This is a genomic window from Streptomyces sp. NPDC057010 (assembly GCF_042673805.1).
In the GTDB taxonomy this organism is placed as follows: domain Bacteria; phylum Actinomycetota; class Actinomycetes; order Streptomycetales; family Streptomycetaceae; genus Streptomyces.
In genome coordinates, this window is record NZ_JBHUSC010000041.1 from 41,597 (window position 1) to 62,901 (window position 21,305).

Below are 21,305 nucleotides of genomic sequence, written 5' to 3' on the forward strand. Positions count from 1 at the left end.
CAGTGACGTTGTCAGTTCTCCGTGCGACGGAAGAGGAGGTCGTGTACGACGTGACCCTTGTCGAGGCCCTGGCCCTCGAAGCGCGTGACCGGCCGGAAGTCGGGGCGCGGCGCGTAGCCGCCGTCGGGCTGGGTGTTCTCGAAGTCCGGGTGCGCGGTGAGGACTTCGAGCATCTGCTCGGCGTACGGCTCCCAGTCGGTCGCGCAGTGCAGCACGGCCCCGGGGGCCAGACGGGTCGCCGCCAGCGTGAGGAAGTCGGGCTGGATCAGCCGGCGCTTGTGGTGGCGGGCCTTGGGCCACGGGTCCGGGAAGTAGACGCGCATGCCGGCCAGGGAGTCGGGCGGCAGCATCTCGCGGAGCAGGATGATCGCGTCGCCGTTGGCCACGCGGATGTTGGTGAGGCCGCCGCGCTCCGCGAGGGCGAGCAGGTTGCCCTGGCCGGGGGTGTGCACGTCGGTGGCGAGGATCCCGGTGCCGGGGTCTGCGGCGGCCATCTGGGCGGTGGCCTCGCCCATGCCGAAGCCGATCTCCAGGACGACGGGGAGGCCGTCGAAGAGGGCCTTCAGGTCGATGACGTCATGGCCGTCGATGTCCAGACCCCAGGTGCCCCACAGCCGCTTCAGGGCCTCGCCCTGGCCGGTGGTGACCCGGCTGCGCCGCGGCTGGAAGCTCCGGATCCGGCGCTCGTGGTGCGAGCCGGCCGGGTCGGGGGCGGGGCCGTCGGGGAAGCGGGGCTCGGTGCGCCACTTCGGGGGCACGTACGAGTTCGCCTCCGGCGCGGGCGTGGGCACGGCGTCCGGGACGGTGGGGGACTGGGGGTTCATGGGCTCAGACACAATGCGCCGATTCTACGACCCCGGGGGTCGGGGGTGCAGGTGCCGCCGCTGCGCGGAGCCGTACCCTACCCGCCCTTCCACCGGGGCTCCGCCCCGGACCCCGTACGTGCGCTGCGTGCCCGTTTGGACCGGTCAGGCCGTGGCGAGGGTGCGCAGGACGCGCGTGGCGATCTCGCGGCCGATCGGGAGCGAGGCGGTGGCGGCCGGGGACGGGGCGTTCAGGACGTGCACCGTGCGCGGCGCCTCCCGGATCAGGAAGTCGTCCACGAGCGTCCCGTCCCGCAGGACGGCCTGCGCCCGGACCCCGGCCGCGGCGGGCACCAGGTCCCCCGCCGTGACGGCCGGCAGCAGGCGCCGCACCGCCTCGGTGAAGGCCCGCTTCGACAGCGAGCGGTGGATCTCGCCCGCCCCGTACCGCCAGTGCCGCGCGGCCATCCGCCAGGATCCCGGCCAGGCCAGCTCGGTCGCCACGTCACGCGGCCGGATCACGGACCAGCCGTACCCCTCGCGCGCCAGCGCCGGCACGGCATTGGGGCCGACGTGGACGCCGCCGCCGATGCCCCGGGTGAGGTGGACGCCGAGGAACGGGAACGCCGGGTCGGGCACCGGGTAGACCAGCCCCCGGACCAGGTCCGGGCGGGCCAGGTCGTAGTACTCCCCCCGGAAGGGGATGATCCGCATCCCGGGGTCGTCCCCGGCCAGCCGCGCGATCCGGTCGCACTGCAGCCCCGCGCAGTTCACCAGCATCCGGGCCCGGACCACCAGGCCGGACGTGGTGCGCACCGCGACGGCCGAGGGGCGGCGGGAGATCAGGTCCACCGCACCGCCGTAGACGATCTCCGCGCCCGAGGACTCCGCCAGCTGGGCGGTGACCCGGCCGTAGTCCGCGATCCCCGTGCTGCCGACGTGGATCGCGGCCAGCCCCCGCACCTCGGGCTCGTACTCGGCGATCTGCGCCGGGCCGAGCTCGCGCACCGGGATGCCGTTCTCCCGGCCCCGCTGGACCAGCGCGTGCAGCCGCGGCAGCTCCTCCCGCTCGGTGGCGACGATCAGCTTGCCCGTCACCTCGTGCGGGATCCCGTGCTCCGCGCAGAACTTGACCATCTCGGCGGCCCCGCGCACCGCGAAGCGCGCCTTGAGCGATCCCGGCCGGTAGTAGATCCCGCTGTGGATCACGCCGCTGTTGCGGCCCGTCTGGTGCCGGGCCGGTCCGTCCTCCTTCTCCAGGACGACCACTCGGGTCCCCGGAGCCAGGCGCGACAGGGCATGCGCCGTCGACAGGCCGACGATCCCGCCGCCGATCACCAGCACATCGCAGTCCACGCCACCGCCCACGTCGACAACACCTCCCACCCCTGCATACTGCACCCCGCCACCGACAACGCGGCCACGCGGCCCCCGCACGGCAGGCCTTACGCCTGCGCCACCAGCAGTGGCCGGGCCCGTTCGCGCAGCTCCGCGACGCGCGGCTCGTCCCCGTACGGTTCCAGGCGGTGCAGCAGGTCCCGTACGTATTCGGTCGTCCGCGCCGAGGAGATCCGGCCCGCCACCTCCACCGCCCGGGTGCCCGCCGCGCACGCCGCGTCGAGGTTGCCCGACTCCAGCTCCGCGACCGCGCTCACCACCAGCCGCAGCCCGTGCGACCGTACGTACTCCTCGGTGGGCCGCGACAGGGCCTGCTCGGTGAAGCGCCGGACCTGCCGCGGGAGTTTCAGGTCGCGGTAGCATTCCGCCGCATCCGCCGCGAAACGGTCGTACGAGTAGAAACCGAGCCAGGTCGGATCCGGATCGCCCGCGCGCGCCCGCTCCAGCCAGCCCTCCGCCGCCCGCAGCGCCGCGCCGGCGGCCGCGGAGTCGCCGGCCTTCGCGTGGGCCCGCGCCTCGACCAGCCGGAAGAAGCTCATCGTGCGGGCGGTGGCCAGGCCGCGGTTGCGCTCGACGGCCGCCTGCGCGAGGTCCACGCCCTCGTCCGGGAAGTCGCGGTAGGTCGCCTGGAGGGACATCGAGGCCAGCACGTACCCGCCGAGCGGTACGTCCGCGGCGGCGCGGGCGAGCCGCAGCGCCTGGATGTAGTAGCGCTGGGCGGCCTCCTGCTGGCCGGTGTCGAAGGCCATCCACCCGGCGAGCCGGGTCAGTTCGGCCGTCGCGCCGAACAGGGCGCGGCCCACCTCGTCGGTGTACGAGCCGAGCAGCAGCGGCGCCGCGTCCACCCGCAGGCACTCGGGCACCATCGACGAACGCCAGTCCCCGCCCCCGTACTTGGAGTCCCAGCGGCGGGCGTCCTCGGCGGCCTCGCGCAGCTTGGCCACATCGCTGTGCCCGACGCGCTGCCCGTGGTCGCGCGGCGTTTCGGCTCCGGGCTGGGCGGGCACAAGGGTGGACGGCGGAGCCGTACGGCCTCCCGCCCGGCCCGACACCGGCAGGGACGCCGGTGTGCGGGGTTCCGGGGCGGGCGCGTCGTGCGGCGGGACCTCGTGAGCCGAGGGGGTCTGAGCAAGGATGCCGTGTGCCGGGACGTCATGGCCCGAGGCCCCACCGGCCGGTGCACCGTGCTGCGTCGCGGGGGCGGACGGCTCGCGCGCCACCGAGCCGTCGGCGGGAGATATCAGCCAGCGCGAGGCGGGCGTCGCGTACGCCGCCACCGAGAACGAACCCGCCAGGGACTGCCAGATCCCGCCACCGCCGCGGCGGCCGACGAGATCGAGCCGGTACAGGTCCGTGGCCGACCGCACGGCCGCGCCCACGTCGCGCGGGAAGGCCAGACCCACCTCGGGCGCGGGGTCCGCGTCCGCCAGGCCGATCTCGTGGAGCGGCACCGGCCGCCCCAGCTTCGCGCCGATGGCGGCCGCGATCAGGTGCGGGGCGGCGCCCTGCGGCACCATCCCCTTGGACACCCACCGGGCCACCGACGTCTTGTCGTACCGAAGCGTCAGACCGCGCTGCGCGCCGAGGTCGTTGACCCGCCGGGCCAGCCCCGCGTTGCTGATGCCCGCGAGGGCGAGGACGGCGCCGAGCTTCTCATTGGGCTCGCGGAGCTCCCTGGACATGCGCCACCCCTCGTCACACGCGGAACGCAGACGCCGCCGGGGCATAGGCACCCGGCATTTCGTAAACCCAGCGTAGTTCCCCGCCTCCCAAGCGTTAAGGCCTCGACTTCCGTATGGCGGGATTGTTGTCCGTTTGCACAGTCCCGCGCGGGCCCATACCGGGGCGCACGTGTCATCGCGTGCTCCGTGCGTGGTGCCGTGCGCCCGCCCGTGCGCTCTGGCCGCTCGCGGGGCCCGGCGATTCGATGTGCGGTGCGTGGGTCGGCCCGCTGCGCGGATCGGGCGGGTCGGGGGATGCCGCTGCCTCAATCCCCGCGGGTGGCGGAACGGTCCGGGGGGTGGGTTCCGCCTCCCGGACCGCGCCCGCGCACCGTGGGCCGACCCCGCCGGAAGGCTCTCAGGGCGGCCGAAGAATGGCTGAAACCGGCCTATGGGGCGGGGGGAACGGAACACCAAATACCGCGTGGCGGGGGCGTGTTCGTTTGCATGCGCGCCCCCCTTAACCACTCTCGCACGCCTGTCCCGTGGCAGCATGGACCCGAGCCATCCGGGGTCCCGCCGACCGCGCGCTCAGCGCCGTCCGTGCTGCCCGTGCCCCGGTCATGTGCCCACAGGCTGGGGAGGCGGCGGTGCGCTGGTTGGTGGGTTGGAGCAGTATCGCCGCGAGCTTCGGCACGGCCGGCCGCGTCTCGGGACACCGGAACGGGCAAGGCCCAGCTCAGGGCTCCGGGCAGGGCTCCGGCCACGGCTCCGGCCAGGGCGCCTACGGTCAGGGTTCTTACGGCCAGGGCGCCTACGGCCAGGGCGGCGCCCCCCTGCACGGCGGCATCGCGGACGCCGCCCACCCCGACGACCCCGGCGCGGACGCCGAGCGCACCGTGCATCCCGTGGGCGCCCAGCTGCTCTGGGGAGACCCCGACCCCCTCTGGGCCGTGGGCGACTGGCGCCCCGACGAGATCCGGACCCTCACCGCCGACCCCGCGGACCCCTTCACCCGGCTCGCCGTCCTCGGTTGCTGCGGCGCCACCGACGCCGAGCTGAGGAGAGCCCTGTACGCCGCCCGCGGCGGGGCGCTGCGCCACCTCACCCAGTGGTCCGGCAGCTACACCGCCGTCGTCCAGGCCGGCCGCCGGATCACCGTCGTCGGCGACCTCGCGGGCGCGCGCCCCGTCTTCTACACGCCCTGGGCCAGCGGCACCGCCTACGCCACCGCCGCCCTCCCGCTCGCCGACCTCATCGAGGCGCAGCTCGACATCGGCCACCTCGCCGCCCTGCTGGCCTGCCCCGACAGCCCTGAGGCGCTGGGCGACGGCACCCCGTACGCCGGTGTCCGCCGCATCCCGCCCGGCCACGCGCTGATCCTGCGCGAGGGCTCCCGGGAGATCACCGGCTACGAGCAGGTCGCCTCCCTCGCGGTGGCGGCGCCCGAGTCCGATCCGGCCCGCGCGGTGGAGGGCGTACGGGAAGCGTTGGTGGATGCCGTGCGCGCCCGGCTCACGGCGCCCCGCCATGCTCCCGACATCCTGCCGCCGTACGATCCCGGCCCCGTGCCCGGCATGGGCCCCGCCGACCGGCGCGCGGCCCGCGGCGCCCCCGCCCCGGGGGTGGGCGCGGACCTCTCCGGCGGCAGCGCCTCCGCGACCCTCGCGCTGCTCGCGGCCGGCCTGCCGGGGGCCCCGGGCACCCTGCTGAGCCCCGCAGGGGCGCGCCTGCTGGCGGTCACCTTCAACGACCTGGCCACCCCGCAGGGCCGCGAGGCCGAACTGGAGCGGGCCCACGCCATCGCGGCCGACCCGCGGCTGCACCATGTCGTGGTCGCCGCCGCCGAGGAGGCCCTTCCGTACGCCGAGCTCGACGGTCCGCTCACCGACGAACCGGGTCCCTCGCTGGTCTCCGCCGCCCGCGAGCGCCGCCGGCTGGCCGCCGGTTCCGCCGACCACTTCACCGGCCACGGCGCCCGCCAGGTCCTGGACGCGCACCCGGCCCGCATGGCCGACCTCCTGATGGACCGCCGGCGCCGCCACCTGCTGCGCCCGGTGGCGGCGCTGGCCCGTTCGGCCTCCGCCTCCGGAGCCTCCGGGGAGTCCCTGCTGGTGCCGCTGACCGTGTACTCCGCGGCCCGCAGACTTTCCCGTACGACGTACCGCGCGGGCATGGAAGCCGCCGCGGCCCGGCTCCGCGAGGGCGGGGTCACCGTGCGCTCTTCCGGTCCGGTGGACGCTTCCCTCGCCGCCCTGACCTGGTCCCGGCCGGGCCCTGCGGCGGGCTGGCTCACGGGCGAGGCGCTGGCGGAAGTATCGATCCGCCTTTCGGCGGCCGCCGGCCGGCCCCCGCTGTCGCTGCGGCCCGGCGAGGCCCGCGCCCGGGCGGTGCTCGCCCGGCACGCCGCCGACCACCGGGTCTTCGAGCAGGCCGTGGAGGTCCGCAGCCAGCGCCTGCACGCACCCTTCCTCGACAACCAGGTGGTGCGGGCCGCCCGCGCCCTGCCCGAATCGCTGCGCGTGCAGCCCGGGGCCCGGGCCGCGATCCTGCGCAGCGTCCTGAACTCGGCCGGAGTGCGCGAACTCCCGCCCGGCTGGGGCGCCCCGGCCCACACCCCGAACGAGACGGCGACCCGGCTGGGGCTGCGCGCCGCCCTCACCGAGCTGCTCGACCTGTTCTCCTCGCCGCTGCTCGCGGACGCCGGGCTGATCGAGGCCCGGGTGGTGCGCCAGGCCCTGCTCGACGCGGCGGACGGCCGCCCGGTCCCGCTGGACGGGCTGGCGGAGCTCGTCTCGATGGAGCTGTGGCTGCGCCGCCTGCTGGCCCGTCGCGGCACCTGCTGGACCGGCACCTCCAGCGCGCGCCGCCGGGCGGTGCCCGAGGGGGTCCCCGTACACCGCCCGGCCCTGTCGTGAGCCCGGGAGCGGCTCAGGCGCCGAGCACCAGGGCGGTCGCGACGGCCGGGCCCAAGGCGCCGCCGAGCTGGTAGCAGAGGGTGAACAGGCCGATGGCCGTGGGCCGCTGGGCCTCGGGGGCGGCCGAGGCGGCGTGCGTCGACAGGACCGCGTTGGCCCCGGTGGCGGCGAACACGGCGCCGAGGGTGGCGGTCAGCAGCAGCGGGCCCCGGTCGACGAACACCGCGGTCCCCACGGCCAGCGCGCATACCCCGGCCAGGACCGTGCGTACGGCCGTCCGGCCCATGCGCGCCGAGGCGGCGGCCAGCAGCCACGACAGCGCCGAGCCGGTGAGCAGGGCCACGAGCTGCCCGGCCCCGGCCGCGCCGCGGTCCCAGCCGGCCCGCTCGGAGAGCAGCCGCGGCACCGCGAAGAGCAGGGTGAAGTACGAGCCCGACAGTGTCAGCGCCAGCAGCGCCGAGCCGAGGAACAGCGGCTTGCGCACGAGCGCGAGCGGCACGAAGCCGTCGGGGCGCCGGCGTACGTGCAGGGCGAGGGCGAGCGCGGCGACGGCCGCGGAACCCAGGGCGGCGGCGGGGGCGTTGGGCAGCAGGACCAGGGCGGTGGCCAGCACGGTCAGGAGCGCGGCGCCGCGGGCGTCGAACCTGCCCTCCGCCGGGGCCGGTCGGGTCGCGTAGCGGCTCACCGCCGGGACCGCCAGGAGCGAGACCACCGACACCGCGAGCGAGAGCCGCCACGAGACCGACTGCGCGAGCTGGACGCCGAGGAGCGGGCCGGCCGCGCCGAGCATGCCGAAGCCCGCGCTGATGACGCCCATGCGGCGGGCCGAACCGGCCAGGCTCATGGCGGCCGCGACGAGCCCGGCCCCGCCCGCGGCCTGCCCGGCCCGCCCGAGGAGGGTCAGCGCCAGCCACGGGGAGGCCGCGACGAGGAGGGTGCCGAGCAGCAGGAGGGCGCCGCTCAGCCGGAGGACCGGGCGCAGCCCGCGGCGGCGGAGCAGCCCGGCCATCAGCGGGATGCCGACGGCCATGGCCCAGGCGAAGGAGGCGACGAGCCAGGCGGCGGTGGAGGCGGTCACCCCGAGGGAGCGGGCCATGTCGGGGAGGATCAGGACGGGGGCGTTGGCCCCGGCGGCGACCGGGGTGGCGAGCAGGGCCAGCCAGATCACGGGGACGGGGGCGGCCCTGTCGGCCCTGTCGGCCCTGTCGGCCTTGGCTGTGCTCGTGCTCGTGCTCGTGCTCGTGGTCACGGTCGTGCTCATGGGTGCCCGCTCCGATCCATCTCAAGCTTCAGAATCTCAACGTTGAGATAAAAACACCGGGTCCTCTCAACGTCAAGTGTCTCAACGTTGAGATATTCTTGGGTGGTGATGGGCGGCGGCGCGGCGAATGGCGAGCACGGAACCGAAAGAGGACGCGAGATGAGCGACGCAGTGGACGCGATCGTCGGCCAGTGGCAGGCGGAGCGCCCCGACCTGGCGGAAGGCATGTGGGCCGTCGAGGTCCTGGCCCGCATCCAGCGCATGAACCGGGTCATCGAGAAGCAGATCAAGGCCTTCGCGGCCGCACGCGACCTGGAGGTGGGCGAGGTCGACATCCTCTTCACCCTCCGCCGCTCCGGCCCCCCGTACGCGCTGACCGCCGGCGCCCTCATCCCCGCCGCCATGGTGACCTCGGGCGCGATCACCAACCGCATCGACCGCATGGAGGCCAAGGGCCTGGTCGAACGGGTCCGCGACGGTCAGGACCGCCGCTCGGTCCGGATCCGGCTGACCGAGCACAGCATCGAGCTCACCGAGGCGCTGATGGCCGACCACCTGCGCCAGTACGCGGAACTCCTCGCCCCGCTGGACCGGGAGACCTGCACCGCGGTCGCGGGCGCCCTGCGCACCCTCCTCGAGGCCAACGGCGACACCTCGATCACCTGAGCCGCGCGCGGGCGCCCCGGGACCGCCCCCGAAATCCCCTGCCACCCGCGGGCGGACCAGGCAGAATTGGCAGGTGCGGTATCTGATCCTCGGCGTCACCGAGGCACGCGACGAGACCGGCGCCCCCCTCCCGATAGGCGGCGCCCGCCTGCGCGCACTCCTCGCCGCCCTCGCCCTGCGCGCCGGCGGGCCGGCCCCCGTCGCCGTCCTCGTCGACGAGGTCTGGGGTGACGACCCGCCCCTGGACGCGCCCGCCGCCCTCCAGGCCCTGGTCGCCCGGCTCCGCCGCGCCCTGGGCGGCCGGGACACCGTCCACGCCGACCCCGCCGGCGGCTACCGCCTCGCCGCCGACCGCGACGACATCGACCTGCACCGCTTCACCCGGCTCGCCGTGCGCGGTGCCCAGGAGCTGGCCGCCGACCCGGCGGCCGCCGCCCGCACCCTGGGCACCGCCCTGGCCCTGTGGCGCGGACCGGCCCTCGCCGACCTTCCCGAGCCCGGGCGCGCCGCCCACGCCGCCGGCCCCGAGGCCCGACGCGGCGCCGCCCTCCGCGACCGCATCGAGGCCGACCTGCGAAGCGGTGCCTCCGCCCCGGCCGCACTCCTGCCCGAGCTGGAGGCGCTGATCCACGACCATCCGTACGACGAACCACTGCGCGCGCAGCACCTCCGAGCCCTGCGCGCCGCGGGCCGCCCCGCCGACGCCCTCGCCGCCTACGAGCGCGCCCGCCGCATCCTCGCCGACGCCCTCGGAACCGACCCGGGCCCCGAACTCCGCACCCTCCACGCGGAACTCCTCGATCCGCGGCGGGACCCGCACGCCTTCGGGGGCGCCCGGCACCACACCCGGCACCCCTACCCCTACCCCTACGCCAACGCCGAGCGGGCGGCGCCCCTCCAGCCGCAGCCGCCGCGGGAACCGCACGCCCCCGAGACCACCCCCCACCGCCAACCCCCGCCGGAGGCGCGCGGCAACCTCCGCCCTCGCCTCACCTCCTTCGTCGGGCGCGAGCCCGAACTGGCCGCCCTGCGCGGCGACCTGGCGCGCCTGCGCCTCATCACCCTCACCGGGCCCGGCGGTTCCGGAAAGACCCGTCTCGCCGAGCACGCGGCCGCCGACCAGCCCGAAGCCGGCTGGATCGTCGAGCTGGCCCGCCTCGACCACCCCGCGGCCGTCCCCGGGGCGGTCCTCAGCGCCCTCGGCCTGCGCGAGAACTCCCTCGTCGCCCGCGAGAACACCGCCCGCGCCGATCCCGCCACCCAACTCGTCGAGCACTGCGCGCACCGCAGCCTGCTCCTCGTCCTCGACAACTGCGAGCACGTCATCGGCGCCGCCGCCGAGCTCGCCGAGCTGCTCCTCACCCGCTGCCCCGGCGTACGGATCCTCGCCACCAGCCGCGAACCCCTCGGTGTCCCCGGCGAGACCGTCCGCCCCGTCGAGCCCCTGCCGCCCGACCCCGCGCACCGCCTCTTCGCCGACCGCGGCGCCTCGGCCCGTCCCGGCTTCACCCCCGACGAGGATCCGGCCGCCGTCGCCGAGATCTGCGCCCGCCTCGACGGCCTGCCGCTGGCCATCGAGCTGGCCGCCGCCCGGCTGCGGCTGCTGACCCCGCGCCAGATCGCGGACCGCCTCGACGACCGTTTCCGTCTGCTGACCAGCGGTTCCCGTACCGTCCTGCCCCGCCAGCAGACCCTGCGCGCCGTCGTCGACTGGTCCTGGGAGCTCCTCGACGAACCCGAGCGCACGGTCCTGCGCCGGCTGTCCGTCTTCGCCGGCGGCTGCGACCTCGCCGCCGCCGAAGCCGTCTGCGCGGACGGCAGCGCCCTCGACGTCGCCGACACCCTCGGCTCCCTCGTCGACAAGTCCCTCGTCCTGGCCGAACCGGCCCCGGATCCCGAAGCCGCCGACGGCACCCACGGCACAGGAGCCACCGCAGGCGCCGGCGTCATGCGCTACCGCATGCTCGAAACCATCCACGAGTACGCCGCCGAGCGCGCCTCCGCAGACCCCGCCGACCGGGCCGCCACCGCCCGCCGCCACACCGCCCACTTCCTGGCCCTCGCCGACCGGGCCGAGCCCCTCCTGCGCTCCGCCGCCCAGCTCCCGTGGATCCGCCGCATCGAGACCGAGCTCGACAACTTCCGCGCCGCCCTCCACCACACCGTCGTCGACGAGCCCGACACCGAGACCGCCCAGCGCCTGGCCTTCGCCCTCGGCTGGTTCTGGTGGCTGCGCAACTACCGCGGCGAGGGCGCGGAATGGACCTCGCTGATCCTCGCCGCCATCCCCACGGAGCCGCCCGAGGGCTCGCCCGCGTACTGGCGGTTCATGCGGCTCCAGGTCCTCCACATCTTCCTGCTCGCCGAGAGCAACTCCGCCGAGACCTTCCGCACCCCCGAGTACCAGGCCCGCGCCGTCCGCATCGAGGAGGCGTTCCGCGACGGCTCCCCGGAGACCACCCGCTTCCCCGGCATGCTCTGGCCCGCGACCGCCTTCCTCACCGGTGACGCCCGCGCCTTCCACGCCAACCTCGACCGGGCCGTCGCCAACTGCCGCCGATACGCAGGCGACTGGGAGCTCGGCGTCACGCTCATGCTCCGCACGCACGTCGCCATCGACCTCGCCGGCGGTCTCTCCGGCGTCGACGCGGACCTCGCCGAGCTGCGCGACATCGCCCGCCGCGTCGGCGACCGCTGGACCCGCGCCCAGGCCGCGAGCGCCGCCGGCGAGGTCGCGCTCTCCCGCGGCCGCTACGACTGGGCGCGCACCGAGTACGAGGAATGCCTGCGGCTGGCCCGCGAGGTCGGGGCCCACATCGAGGCTCCCTTCGCGATCGCCCGCATCGCCGAGACCGCCTACTGCACCGGGGACGTCGACGACGCCGAGCGGCTGATCGCGGAGGCGGACGCGGAGGCCGACCGGTACGGGGTCGTCGACGTCCGCTCCTTCAACCGGATGCTGTCCGCGCTGATCGACATCCACCGCGGCGACTTCGACCGGGCCCGCGCCGCCTACGACGAGGCCCGGGCGGTGGCGGCGGAGATCCTCGTGCCCCCGCAGCTGACCGCCGCCCTGGATGACCTCGAAGCCGTCCTCACCGCCCACCGGAACGGTCCTGAGGCCGGGCTCGCCGTGATCGGGCCCGCCCTCGCCGCCGCCGTCGAGGCGCACTGCGCCGAGCGGGTCCTGGCCGCGCTGGCCGAGACCGCCGCCCGGCTGCTCGCCGACACCGACCGGCCCGCAGAGGCCGTACGGGCCCTCGCGGCGGCCACCGCCTGGCGCGCGGGCCATCCGCGCTCGGTGCCCGAGGAGGCCGCTGTGGCCGGGCTTCCGGCCCGCACCCGAGCCCTGCTCGGCCCGGCGGACCACGGCCGGGAGGAGGCCGCAGGCGCCGCGCTCACCCCGGCCGACGTCGCGGCGGCCCTCACCGGCAGCTGATCACCGAGTCGGCCCAGCTCGCGAGCGTCGGCAGCCGGCCGACCCCGGCCCGCTCCACCACCAGCCGAAGCGTCTTGTGTCCGGACAGGGAGACGTTCACGGACGCCGGCGGATCGCCGTACCCGAGAGCGCCGGACTGCCACAGCCGCTGCCCGTCGGCGTACACGGAGAACCGCACCGCCCCGTCGGTCCACAGCGACAGGCCGTCCACCCCGGCCTTCGCCGAGAAGGCCGTGCACTGCCGGTTCAGGGCGATCTCCACGGAGGAACGGGAGTTCACCGTGATCCCGTTCCCGAACCGCCGGTCGCCCACCTCCAGCCCCCAGCGCTGCCATACCCAGCTGCTGCGCCAGGTCTGGAGCTCCGGCTCGCTGTGGTCCCCGTACGCCGAGTGGTCGAGCCGGGCCAGCTGGTACCCCTGCGGCGGCTTCGCCGGAGGCGGCGGGGTCGGCTTCGGCGAAGGGCTGACCGGCGACGGACTCGGCGACGGCGCGGGCTTCTCGCGACTCGGCGAGGGCGAGGGCGAGGGAGACGCGGAGGCCGAGGGCGCCGGCGCCGGGCGAGCGGCCGGCGCCGACGGCGTCCCGCCCGGCCGCGGCGGTACGGAGCCCTGCACGGGCGGCGGTTCCTCGACGGGCGGGCTCGGTTCGGGCGTCGGCGGGGCGGGCGCATCCGGCAGCACCGGCGCCACCGCACGGGGGGCGGGCTTCGCCTGGACCTGAGGCTCGGTGTCGTCCCCGGCCAGCGCGAACACCACCCCGGCGGCCGCCGCGACCGCGATCCCGGCGGCGAGGGCAGCCTTGGCCGGCAGCCCGAGCCCCTCGGAGACCACGGCACCCCCGACCCCGGACCCGGCCCCACCGGCACCCCCCGCCCCGGCAGCCCCACCGGCCGCACCACCACCGGCAGCACCACCCGCGGCCCCGGCCCCCGCGGTCGACCCGCCGCCGGCGGCAGCCGCGGCGGCCCCGGCCCCTCCCGCGGCGACGGCCCCACCGGCCACCACCCCGGCCGCCTTGGCCGCGTACCCGGCGGCGAACCACCCGATGACCGCGACCGGAAGCAGCGCCGGAATACCGGCGTTGACGTCCTTGAGCTCCCCGGCGGCCAGCCGGCACTTCGCGCACTCCTCCAGGTGCTTGCGCAGCCCCCGCTCCGCCCGCATCCGCAACCCGCCGCGCGCGTAGGCGCCCAGCCGGTCCGCGTACCGCGCGCAGTCGCCGCCCTCACTCAGCGCCGAACTCACATGGGCCTGCAGATAGGCCTGCTTGAGCCCCTCACGGGCACGACTGGCCAGCACGGCCGTCGCGTTGGCACTCAGCCCGAACAGCGGCGCGATCGCACTCGGCGAAGCCTCCTCGACGGTGGTGTGCCACAGCACGGCCTGCCACCGCTCGGGCAGGCTCCGGAAGGCCTGCATCGCGAGTGACTGCTCGGCCTCGTGCATCGCCCGGACATCCGCACCCAGTTCGAGCGTGTCGTCCCCGGCCAGCCCGGACAGCCCGCCGCCACCCTCCGTACCCGTGGCCGCCTGCTCCGCGAACACGGCGAAGTCCTCGACGAGATGCTCCCGCCTGGCGGTCTTCGCCCAGGCCGCGGCGACCCTGCGCACGGTGGTGAGCAGATAGGCCCGCACCGACTGGTCGGGGCCGGCCCCGCCCCGTACCGCCTGGAGCGTCCGTGCGAACACCTCGGCGGTCAGGTCGTCGGCGGTGTGCCCGTCCCGGCAGCAGGTGCGCGCGTAGCGCCGTACGGCATCGGCGTGGCGGCGGAACAGCTCCTCGTAGGCCCTGTCGTCACCGGCCCGCATCCGGGCGATCAAGTCACCGTCGGACGGCGGCAGATCGCTCCCGCCGCCCGAGCCGACGGCATGCCGCCCGCCGCGCTCGCGCTGGGCCGGCACCTGACGGGCGGGCAGACCGGCCACTTCGGCCTCGCCGCCGACGCCGCCCCCGAGTGACTCGTCCCGCCCGTCAACGCCCATCGCGGCAGCCCCCGCACGACACACTGAACCGGTCCACCGTTCAAGCGTGTCACACGGAGGGCGCGCGCCGGACCCGTCTGCTCACCTTCCACTCATCCGGGCACAATTCGGCGAATCGCCGTACTGACGAACCCGCCACGGATGACGAACGCGGACAACGAGCCGGGCGCACCGCCCCGGCCGATCACGCCGTGCGGGAGCGCAGCCCTTCGAGCAGGATGTCGAGCAGCCGCGTCGAAGCCGCCGCCTGCTGCGCCGGGTCGGGCAGCGCGGGCGCCGCCGTCGCTATCACGAGCAGCACATCGGCCACCGTGACGTCCGTACGCAGCTCACCGGCCTCCCGGGCGCGGTCCACCAGCCGTCCGACGACCTCCAGCAGCGCACCCGCGCCGGCGTCGTCCGAAGGCTCGTCCTCGATCGGCGCCCGCGCGCCCACGACCCGCAGCTCGGGAGCGGTGCCCGCCGTGACGGCCTGGCGCTGGTGCGGAACCCGCGCCGCCTCCGCCTCCTCGACGCCGTCCTCGCCGGGCGAACCCACCCGGAGCACCTGCGGCGGCAGCAGCCGCCCGGCGCCCGAGGCCACGGAGGTGCGCAGGAAGCGCGACAGCGCCTGCCACGGCTCCTCCTCCTGGCCCAGCGCCGTCCTGGCCTGCTCGGTCAGCCGGGCGGTCTCTTCCTCGGCTATCCGTCGGACCAGCACGTCCTTGCTCGGGAACCGCCGGTACACCGTCCCGACGCCGACCCGCGCGCGCCGCGCGACATCCTCCATCGGAGCCCCGTAGCCCAGCTCGCCGAACACCTCGCGGGCCGCTCGCAGGACGTGCTCCAGATTGCGCTGTGCGTCGACGCGCAGCGGCGTGGACCGGCCCACGCCGTGCGTGGTGCCGCCCGCGATACCGCGACCGTTGTTCTCGACCGAGAGTGCGGTCGCAGAACCATGGAAATCGGAAATGTTCATATGTTTCCCCCGGTAATCATTTGTCTCCCCCCGGAGACACTCCCCGCCTTCACGTCGAGGGGGCCACGGTCATGTGGGCCCGGTTCTACTCCTCGACGAGATACGAACATAGTTGAGCCAGAGTCAATTCAGAAGAGGCAGCCCCGGACGGAGCACCGCCCGATCGGAGCATTCACCCCCACTTTTCCGATCCGTGCCCTCGGAATCAACCGTTCCGCACCCTTTGACCTGGGCGTTTCCAGTCCCACCGAAGGTCCGCTTCCACCCCGCCCCACCCCCACCTCCGGTCACACAATTTGTCAGGCCTGTGGACAAACTCCCGGCCACGTTGCGTCATGGGGTGGTGAAGGCTGCTAACTCCCGGGGCACGGCCCCCGGTACCCCGCCCCGCACGCGCATCCTGGTCGTCGGCGGCGGCTACGTCGGCATGTACACGGCACTCCGGCTCCAGCGAAAGCTGAGATCCGAAGAAGCCGAGGTCACGGTGGTCACCCCCGATCCGTACATGACGTACCAGCCCTTCCTCCCCGAAGCGGCCGCCGGCTCGATCTCCCCCCGCCACGTCGTCGTCCCGCTGCGCCGCGTCCTCGACAAGTGCCGCATCGTCATCGGCGAGGCCCGGCACATCGACCACGCCAAACGCACCGCCACCGTCTCCACCCTCGCCACCCCGGAGGAGGGCGCCGGCCCGCAGGAGATCGAGTACGACGAACTCGTCCTCGCCCCGGGCTCCATCTCCCGGACCCTCCCCATCCCGGGACTCGCCGACTACGGCATCGGGTTCAAGACGGTCGAAGAGGCCATCGGCCTGCGCAACCACGTCATCGAACAGATGGACATCGCCTCCTCCACCCGCGACCCCGCCCTCCGCGACGCCGCCCTCACCTTCGTCTTCGTCGGCGGCGGATACGCCGGCGTCGAGGCCCTCGGCGAACTGGAGGACATGGCCCGTTACGCCGCGCGGTACTACCACAACATCAAGCCCGAGGACATGAAGTGGGTCCTGGTCGAGGCCAGCGACCGGATCCTCCCCGAGGTCGGCCCCGAGATGGGCGTCTACACCATCCGCGAACTGCGCCGCCGCAACATCGACCTCCGCCTCGAAACCCGGCTCGAATCCTGCGAGAACCGTGTCGCCGTCCTCAGCGACGGCGCCCGCTTCCCCACCCGCACCGTCGTCTGGACCGCCGGCGTCAAACCCCACCCGATCCTGGCCGCCACCGACCTGCCCAAGAACGAACGCGGCCGCCTCGCCTGCACCTCCTTCCTCACCGTCGAGGGAGTCGAGCACGCCTGGGCCGCCGGCGACGCCGCCGCCGTACCCGACATCACCGCCCCCGAGCCGGGCCGCGAATGCGCCCCCAACGCCCAGCACGCCCTGCGCCAGGCCAAGGTCCTCGCCGACAACCTCGTCCACGCCCTGCGCGACGAGGTCCTCACCGAGTACGCCCACAAATACGTGGGCTCGGTCGCCTCCCTCGGCCTCCACAAGGGCGTCGCCCACGTCTACGGCCGCAAGCTCAAGGGCTACCCCGCCTGGCTCATGCACCGCGTCTACCACCTCAGCCGCGTCCCCACCTTCAACCGCAAGATGCGCGTCCTCGCCGAATGGACGCTCTCGGGCCTCTTCAAACGCGAGATCGTCTCCCTGGGATCCCTCGAACACCCCAGGGCAGAATTCGAACTGGCCGCAGGCGGCGGCCACAGGGCCCATCCCCCGAACCCCGCCCCCGAACCCCCGCAGGACAGCCAGAGCTGACGCTGTCAGTGCGGTCGGCCACACTGGACGTGTGACCATAGGTGGGCTCACACCTGCACAGAGTCACATCGTCCCGTCAGCGACCGCTACTGGGGGCACCTCCCGGCAGCAGCCGGGGGGATCAGCGACCACTTGCGACACCACGAGGCTTGAACGCAGTGAACTTCACGCGCTGGAGCGCCCGGTTTCCCGGAACGCAGCGCCGCGCCGCCGCCCGGACCGAACACGCCGCCGCCCAGGCCAAGCGGGGCGAGGGCTCCGTCCCGGCGGCCCGCGGCGGCCGCGCCGACCCCGGAACCGATCGGTCCACGCCGCCCGCGGACGGCCGCCCGGCCGACGCCACGGTGTGCGGCACCGGCACCGGCGCCGGCGCCACCCAGGCCACCGCGACCGCCCCGGGCACGGGCACCGGCACGGCCACGGACCCCGGCACGGGCACCGCCACCGCCCCCCGTACGGGCGCCCTCGCCGCCGTGCCCTCCCTCGAAGAGCTCCCCGTCCGCGAGGTCCTCGGCCGGCTGCCGGCCCTGGTCGCCCTCGTCCACGGCCCCGAGCACCGCGTCGCCTACGTCAACGACGCCTACACCGCCGGCTTCGGCGCCCGCACCCCCGGCGCACCCGCCCACGAGGCCCTCCCCGAGCTCGGCGACCTTGGGCTGCTCCCGCTCCTCGACCAGGTCCAGCGCAGCGGCAAGCCCCGTACCGCCAAGAACCGCACCGCACCGGGAGGCACCAGCTCGTACACCGTCACCTGCACCCCGGTCGATTTCCCCAAGCCCGACACCGGGCGGGGGCCCGAAACGGACCCCCACCACACCGGGATCCTGATCCACCTCGCCGACGTCACCGACCACGCCGAAGCCGTCGAACGGCTCCGCGCCAGCGAACGCCGCCAGCGCGAGGCCGCCGTGACCCTCCAGCGCTCCCTCCTCCCCCAGGAGCTCGAACAGCCCGACGACCTGCGCGTCGCCGCCACCTACCAGCCCGGCGGCACCGAAGCGGCCGTCGGCGGCGACTGGTACGACGTCATCACCCTCGGCGCCGGCCGCACCGCCCTCGTCATCGGCGACGTCATGGGCCGCGGGGTCCGCGCCGCCGCCGTCATGGGCCAGCTCCGCACCGCCGTCCGCGCGTACGCCCGCCTCGACCTCCCGCCCCACGAGGTCCTCCAGCTCCTCGACGGCCTCGCCGCCGAAATCGACGCCAGCCAGATCGCCACCTGCGTCTACGCCGTCCACGACCCCAACGAGGGCCTGCTCGCGTACGCCTCCGCCGGCCACCTCCCGATCCTCGTCCGCGACGAGGACGGCACCGTACGCAGAGCCGCCGACCCCACGGGCCCGCCCCTCGGCACCGGCGGCTGGCTCCACACCTCCGGCACCATCGCGCTCGGCCCCGGCTCCACCGCCGTCCTCTACACCGACGGTCTGGTGGAACGCCGCGGCGAGGACATCGACGAGGGCGTCGCCGCCCTGGAGCGCGCCCTCTCCGGCGCCCAGGGCACACCGGCCGTCATCTGCGACCGCCTCATGCGCGCCCTCGGCGTGGACGCCGACCACGACGACGACGTCGCCGTCATGGTCCTCCAGCAGCCCGCCCGCACCGGCGCGGACGCCGAGCTGTTCCACAACGCCGCCCTCGAACTCCTCGGCGGCATCGAGGCTGCCCCGCGCGCCCGCGCCTTCGCCCAGGGCGTCCTCGCCTCCTGGCGCTTCCCGGTCGAGCTGTGCGATCTCGGAGTGCTGGCCGCGAGCGAGCTCGTCGCGAACTCCCTCCAGCACGGCACCCCGCCCATGCGCCTGCGCCTGCGCCGCACCGACCGCCGCCTGATCATCGAGGTCACCGACGGCGACGAGCACCTCCCCCGCCGCCGCCGCGCCGAACCCGCCGACGAGACGGGCCGCGGCATCTCGATCGTCGCCACCATCGCCTCCGCCTGGGGCTCCCGCCGCACCCCGGGCGGCGGCAAGGCCGTCTGGTGCGAGTTCGCCCTGCCGGACAAGTAGCCGAACACGCCGAAGGCCCCGGTCCACCGGACCGGGGCCTTCGGCTGCGACCGCCGTACTACGCGGCGACGGGCTCACTGACATCGGCGGGCTTGGCGGCAGCCGCCGGCCCCTGCGCCACGACCCTGCTGCTCACCAGCGACGGGTTGTCCTGCACCGGGCTCAGCTGCCTGCCGAGCCGCAGCGCCAGCCAGGCGATCCCGAGCGAGACCAGCACGAACACCCCGATGTACAGCATCGGGATCCCCGCGCCCAGCGGCACACCCAGCGGCCCGAGCGCCAGCGCCATCTGCTTGACCAGCGCGAAGGCCGAGTTGTACTGGCCCACGGAACCCTCCGGAGCCAGGTCGGCCACCAGCGGCGCCAGGGTCGGCGACAGCATGGCCTCGCCGATGCCGAAGAGCGCGTACGTGGTGATGAACGCGGCGGCGGCCATCATGGCGCTGCCGTGCCCCAGCCCGGAGAACCCGGCGATGAGCCACGCCACGGTCCAGATCAGCCCGACCAGCGCGATGACCCGCGAGCGGCGCCGCTTCTCGACGAGCCGCAGCACCACGAACTGGGCGACGACGATCGCGCCGGTGTTGGCGGCCAGCGCGAACCCGAGCGTGGAGGGCGAGATCCCGGCGGCCTCGGTACCGAAGGCGGCGAGGCCCGACTCGAACTGTCCGTAGCAGGCGAAGAAGAGCACGAAGCCCAGAACGCACAGCTGCACCATGGCCTTGTGCCGCAGCAGCCGCTTCCAGCCGCCGCCGCCCGCCTGCGCCGGGTCCTTCGGCATGGCGTCCTTGATGCTCGGCACATGCGGCATCCGCACGGTGGCGATGATCCCCGCCAGCACCAGGAACATCACGGCCTCGATGCCGAACAGCAGGATGAAGCTGCCGGGCCGGCTCTCGTCGACGATCTGGCCGCCGATGAGACCGCCGATGCCCAGGCCCAGGTTCTGCATGAAGAACTGCATGGCGAAGGACCGGGTGCGGGTCGCCGGAGTGGAGCACCACACGATCATCGTGGCCAGGGCCGGCTGCATCACGGCCTGCCCGGCGCCCAGCGCCAGGGCGGACAGCAGGATGGGCACGATGCCGGTGGAGAGCCCGAGCGAGAGCGCCCCGGCCGAAGCCGCCACGGCGGCCCCCATCACCACGGGCACGGGACCACGTCGGTCGATGACGCGACCGGTGAAGGGCAGCGCGACGAGAGCTCCCAGGGCGAACGCCACGAACGCACTCGTGGCGGCCATGGAGCCCAGACCTCGCACCTGCGCCACATAGATGTAGAGGAACGGAACCGTGAAACCGATGCCGAACGCGGTCAGCGCGTTGCCGGCCTGGATCCGCCGCATCGCAGCGCCCATCACCTTGGTCACTTCTCACCTGCCTTTGAGACCGAAGACTGAAGACTTCAGAACTTCACACCTAAACTTCGATCCTTAACTCTACACATCGAAGGAGTTAGACGCCAACGGGTTCGTGCGATACTTCGACCCATGGGTGACACCCCCGACGGCACTACGCCCGTCCACGAGCCGAGCCTCGACGAGCAGATCGCCGTCTACCAGCGCGAGTTCCAGGACCTCGACCCCCAGGTCGAGAAGGTGGTCTCGGCACTCAGCCGTCTGAACCGCCGCATGAACGTCGCGTACGGACGCCAGACCGCGGCCCTGGGCATCAGCAACGCCGAGTGGGAGGTCCTCAAGGCCCTCGTCATCTCGGGCGCCCCGTACCGGATGGGCCCGAGCGAACTCGCGAAGCAGCTGGGCCTCACGCCGGCGGCGATGACCCACCGGATCGACCGCATGACGGCGGAAGGACTGGTGACCCGCGAGCGCGACGAGTCCAACCGGGTGCGCGTGATCGTGGAGCTCACCGACGAGGGGCGCAGCAAGTGGCTGGACGCGATGCGCGCGGCCACGGTCTTCGAGGAGGACCTCCTCCAGGACCTCTCGACTGCGGAGCGCGGGGTACTGGGCGACATGCTCACCCGCCTGCTGGACCGTGTGGAGGACCTCCAGTCCCCCCACTGAACCTGGGGGACATCTGGGGTTGACACGCCCTCCACGGGTCCGTAAGGTTCTTCGAGTTGCCCCAGAGCCGGATGGTTTTGGAGACAACGAATCCCGCCGCCTCGTTGCGGCACCCAACTCAGCACGATCTCCCACCGGGAGCGAATTCGGCATGCTCGAATTCATTCCCGAAGGCCGATTATGAATCGCCGGGGAAATCCACTAGAGTTCGGGAGTCGGAAGGGCCCAACAGCCCGGAAGACAAACCCCGCTGACTGGGAGTCAGGCCCGAAAGAGTCTGATAGAGTCGGAAACGCAAGACAGCAGAACGAAAGCCCGGAGGAAAGCCCGCGAGGGTGAGTACGAAGGAAGCGTCCGTTCCTTGAGAACTCAACAGCGTGCCAAAAATCAACGCCAGAAGTTGATACCCCGTCCACTTCGGTGGAT

Annotated in this window: 13 protein-coding genes; 6 read left to right on the forward strand and 7 right to left on the reverse strand. The window is 74.3% G+C overall.

Going from position 1 to position 21,305, the window contains the following annotated elements; translation table 11 throughout:
* Positions 1-11 precede the first annotated feature (11 nt).
* The 3 genes from trmB to ACFTXQ_RS27470 all read right to left on the reverse strand — a co-directional run bounded on the left by trmB (position 12) and on the right by ACFTXQ_RS27470 (position 3,883).
* Positions 12-824, reverse strand: coding sequence for a tRNA (guanosine(46)-N7)-methyltransferase TrmB (trmB, locus tag ACFTXQ_RS27460; RefSeq protein ID WP_382645302.1), 813 nt, complete (start codon positions 822-824; stop codon positions 12-14).
* Between the two features lie 144 nt (positions 825-968).
* Positions 969-2,204 (reverse strand): L-2-hydroxyglutarate oxidase, encoded by a 1,236-nt coding sequence (lhgO, locus tag ACFTXQ_RS27465; protein ID WP_382645275.1) that lies wholly within the window; start codon positions 2,202-2,204, stop codon positions 969-971.
* Between the two features lie 44 nt (positions 2,205-2,248).
* Entirely contained in the window at positions 2,249-3,883 is a 1,635-nt protein-coding gene (locus ACFTXQ_RS27470; protein WP_382645278.1) for a sporulation protein, read from the reverse strand.
* A 629-nt stretch (positions 3,884-4,512) separates the two neighbouring features.
* Here ACFTXQ_RS27470 and ACFTXQ_RS27475 point away from each other — a divergent pair.
* Positions 4,513-6,780: an asparagine synthase-related protein gene (locus ACFTXQ_RS27475; RefSeq protein ID WP_382645280.1), complete on the forward strand. Its 2,268-nt coding sequence runs from the start codon at positions 4,513-4,515 to the stop codon at positions 6,778-6,780.
* A gap of 13 nt (positions 6,781-6,793) precedes the next feature.
* On the opposite strand, the gene ACFTXQ_RS27480 is transcribed toward ACFTXQ_RS27475, so the two are convergent.
* Positions 6,794-8,041 (reverse strand): MFS transporter, encoded by a 1,248-nt coding sequence (locus tag ACFTXQ_RS27480; protein WP_382645282.1) that lies wholly within the window; start codon positions 8,039-8,041, stop codon positions 6,794-6,796.
* A 159-nt stretch (positions 8,042-8,200) separates the two neighbouring features.
* On the opposite strand from ACFTXQ_RS27480, the gene ACFTXQ_RS27485 reads away from it, so the two are divergent.
* The gene (locus ACFTXQ_RS27485; protein WP_382645285.1) at positions 8,201-8,707 is read left to right on the forward strand and encodes a MarR family winged helix-turn-helix transcriptional regulator; all 507 of its coding nucleotides are present in this window, start codon (positions 8,201-8,203) and stop codon (positions 8,705-8,707) included.
* 73 nt (positions 8,708-8,780) lie between these two features.
* The gene (locus ACFTXQ_RS27490) at positions 8,781-12,146 is read left to right on the forward strand and encodes a BTAD domain-containing putative transcriptional regulator (RefSeq protein WP_382645287.1); all 3,366 of its coding nucleotides are present in this window, start codon (positions 8,781-8,783) and stop codon (positions 12,144-12,146) included.
* Here ACFTXQ_RS27490 and ACFTXQ_RS27495 read toward each other — a convergent pair.
* Together ACFTXQ_RS27495 and ACFTXQ_RS27500 are read right to left on the reverse strand one after the other, a co-directional pair.
* Complete coding sequence (locus ACFTXQ_RS27495; protein WP_382645290.1) at positions 12,133-14,130, reverse strand: sigma-70 family RNA polymerase sigma factor; 1,998 nt, start codon at positions 14,128-14,130, stop codon at positions 12,133-12,135. The two genes, ACFTXQ_RS27490 and ACFTXQ_RS27495, sit on opposite strands and share 14 nt — an antisense overlap.
* Before the next feature lie 184 nt (positions 14,131-14,314).
* Complete coding sequence (locus ACFTXQ_RS27500) at positions 14,315-15,088, reverse strand: TetR/AcrR family transcriptional regulator (RefSeq protein ID WP_382645293.1); 774 nt, start codon at positions 15,086-15,088, stop codon at positions 14,315-14,317.
* Between the two features lie 427 nt (positions 15,089-15,515).
* Between ACFTXQ_RS27500 and ACFTXQ_RS27505 the strand changes: the two genes are divergently transcribed.
* Complete coding sequence (locus ACFTXQ_RS27505) at positions 15,516-16,847, forward strand: NAD(P)/FAD-dependent oxidoreductase (protein ID WP_382645305.1); 1,332 nt, start codon at positions 15,516-15,518, stop codon at positions 16,845-16,847.
* Between the two features lie 158 nt (positions 16,848-17,005).
* Positions 17,006-18,853, forward strand: coding sequence for a SpoIIE family protein phosphatase (locus ACFTXQ_RS27510; protein WP_382645308.1), 1,848 nt, complete (start codon positions 17,006-17,008; stop codon positions 18,851-18,853).
* A gap of 58 nt (positions 18,854-18,911) precedes the next feature.
* On the opposite strand, the gene ACFTXQ_RS27515 is transcribed toward ACFTXQ_RS27510, so the two are convergent.
* On the reverse strand, positions 18,912-20,210 hold the full coding sequence (locus tag ACFTXQ_RS27515) for an MFS transporter (protein ID WP_382645311.1): 1,299 nt from the start codon (positions 20,208-20,210) through the stop codon (positions 18,912-18,914).
* 132 nt (positions 20,211-20,342) lie between these two features.
* On the opposite strand from ACFTXQ_RS27515, the gene ACFTXQ_RS27520 reads away from it, so the two are divergent.
* The gene (locus ACFTXQ_RS27520) at positions 20,343-20,879 is read left to right on the forward strand and encodes a MarR family winged helix-turn-helix transcriptional regulator (protein ID WP_382645296.1); all 537 of its coding nucleotides are present in this window, start codon (positions 20,343-20,345) and stop codon (positions 20,877-20,879) included.
* Positions 20,880-21,305 lie beyond the last annotated feature (426 nt).

Excerpts from the sequence above, each read along its gene's own strand:
- ACFTXQ_RS27470 (WP_382645278.1), bottom strand. The coding sequence starts at position 3,883 with ATGTCCAGGGAGCTCCGCGAGCCCAATGAGAAGCTCGGCGCCGTCCTC.
- ACFTXQ_RS27520 (WP_382645296.1), top strand. The coding sequence starts at position 20,343 with ATGGGTGACACCCCCGACGGCACTACGCCCGTCCACGAGCCGAGCCTC.
- ACFTXQ_RS27505 (WP_382645305.1), top strand. The coding sequence starts at position 15,516 with ATGTACACGGCACTCCGGCTCCAGCGAAAGCTGAGATCCGAAGAAGCC.
- ACFTXQ_RS27480 (WP_382645282.1), bottom strand. The coding sequence starts at position 8,041 with ATGAGCACGACCGTGACCACGAGCACGAGCACGAGCACGAGCACAGCC.
- ACFTXQ_RS27500 (WP_382645293.1), bottom strand. The coding sequence starts at position 15,088 with ATGAACATTTCCGATTTCCATGGTTCTGCGACCGCACTCTCGGTCGAG.
- ACFTXQ_RS27515 (WP_382645311.1), bottom strand. The coding sequence starts at position 20,210 with ATGGGCGCTGCGATGCGGCGGATCCAGGCCGGCAACGCGCTGACCGCG.
- trmB (WP_382645302.1), bottom strand. The coding sequence starts at position 824 with ATGAACCCCCAGTCCCCCACCGTCCCGGACGCCGTGCCCACGCCCGCG.
- ACFTXQ_RS27495 (WP_382645290.1), bottom strand. The coding sequence starts at position 14,130 with ATGGGCGTTGACGGGCGGGACGAGTCACTCGGGGGCGGCGTCGGCGGC.
- ACFTXQ_RS27485 (WP_382645285.1), top strand. The coding sequence starts at position 8,201 with ATGAGCGACGCAGTGGACGCGATCGTCGGCCAGTGGCAGGCGGAGCGC.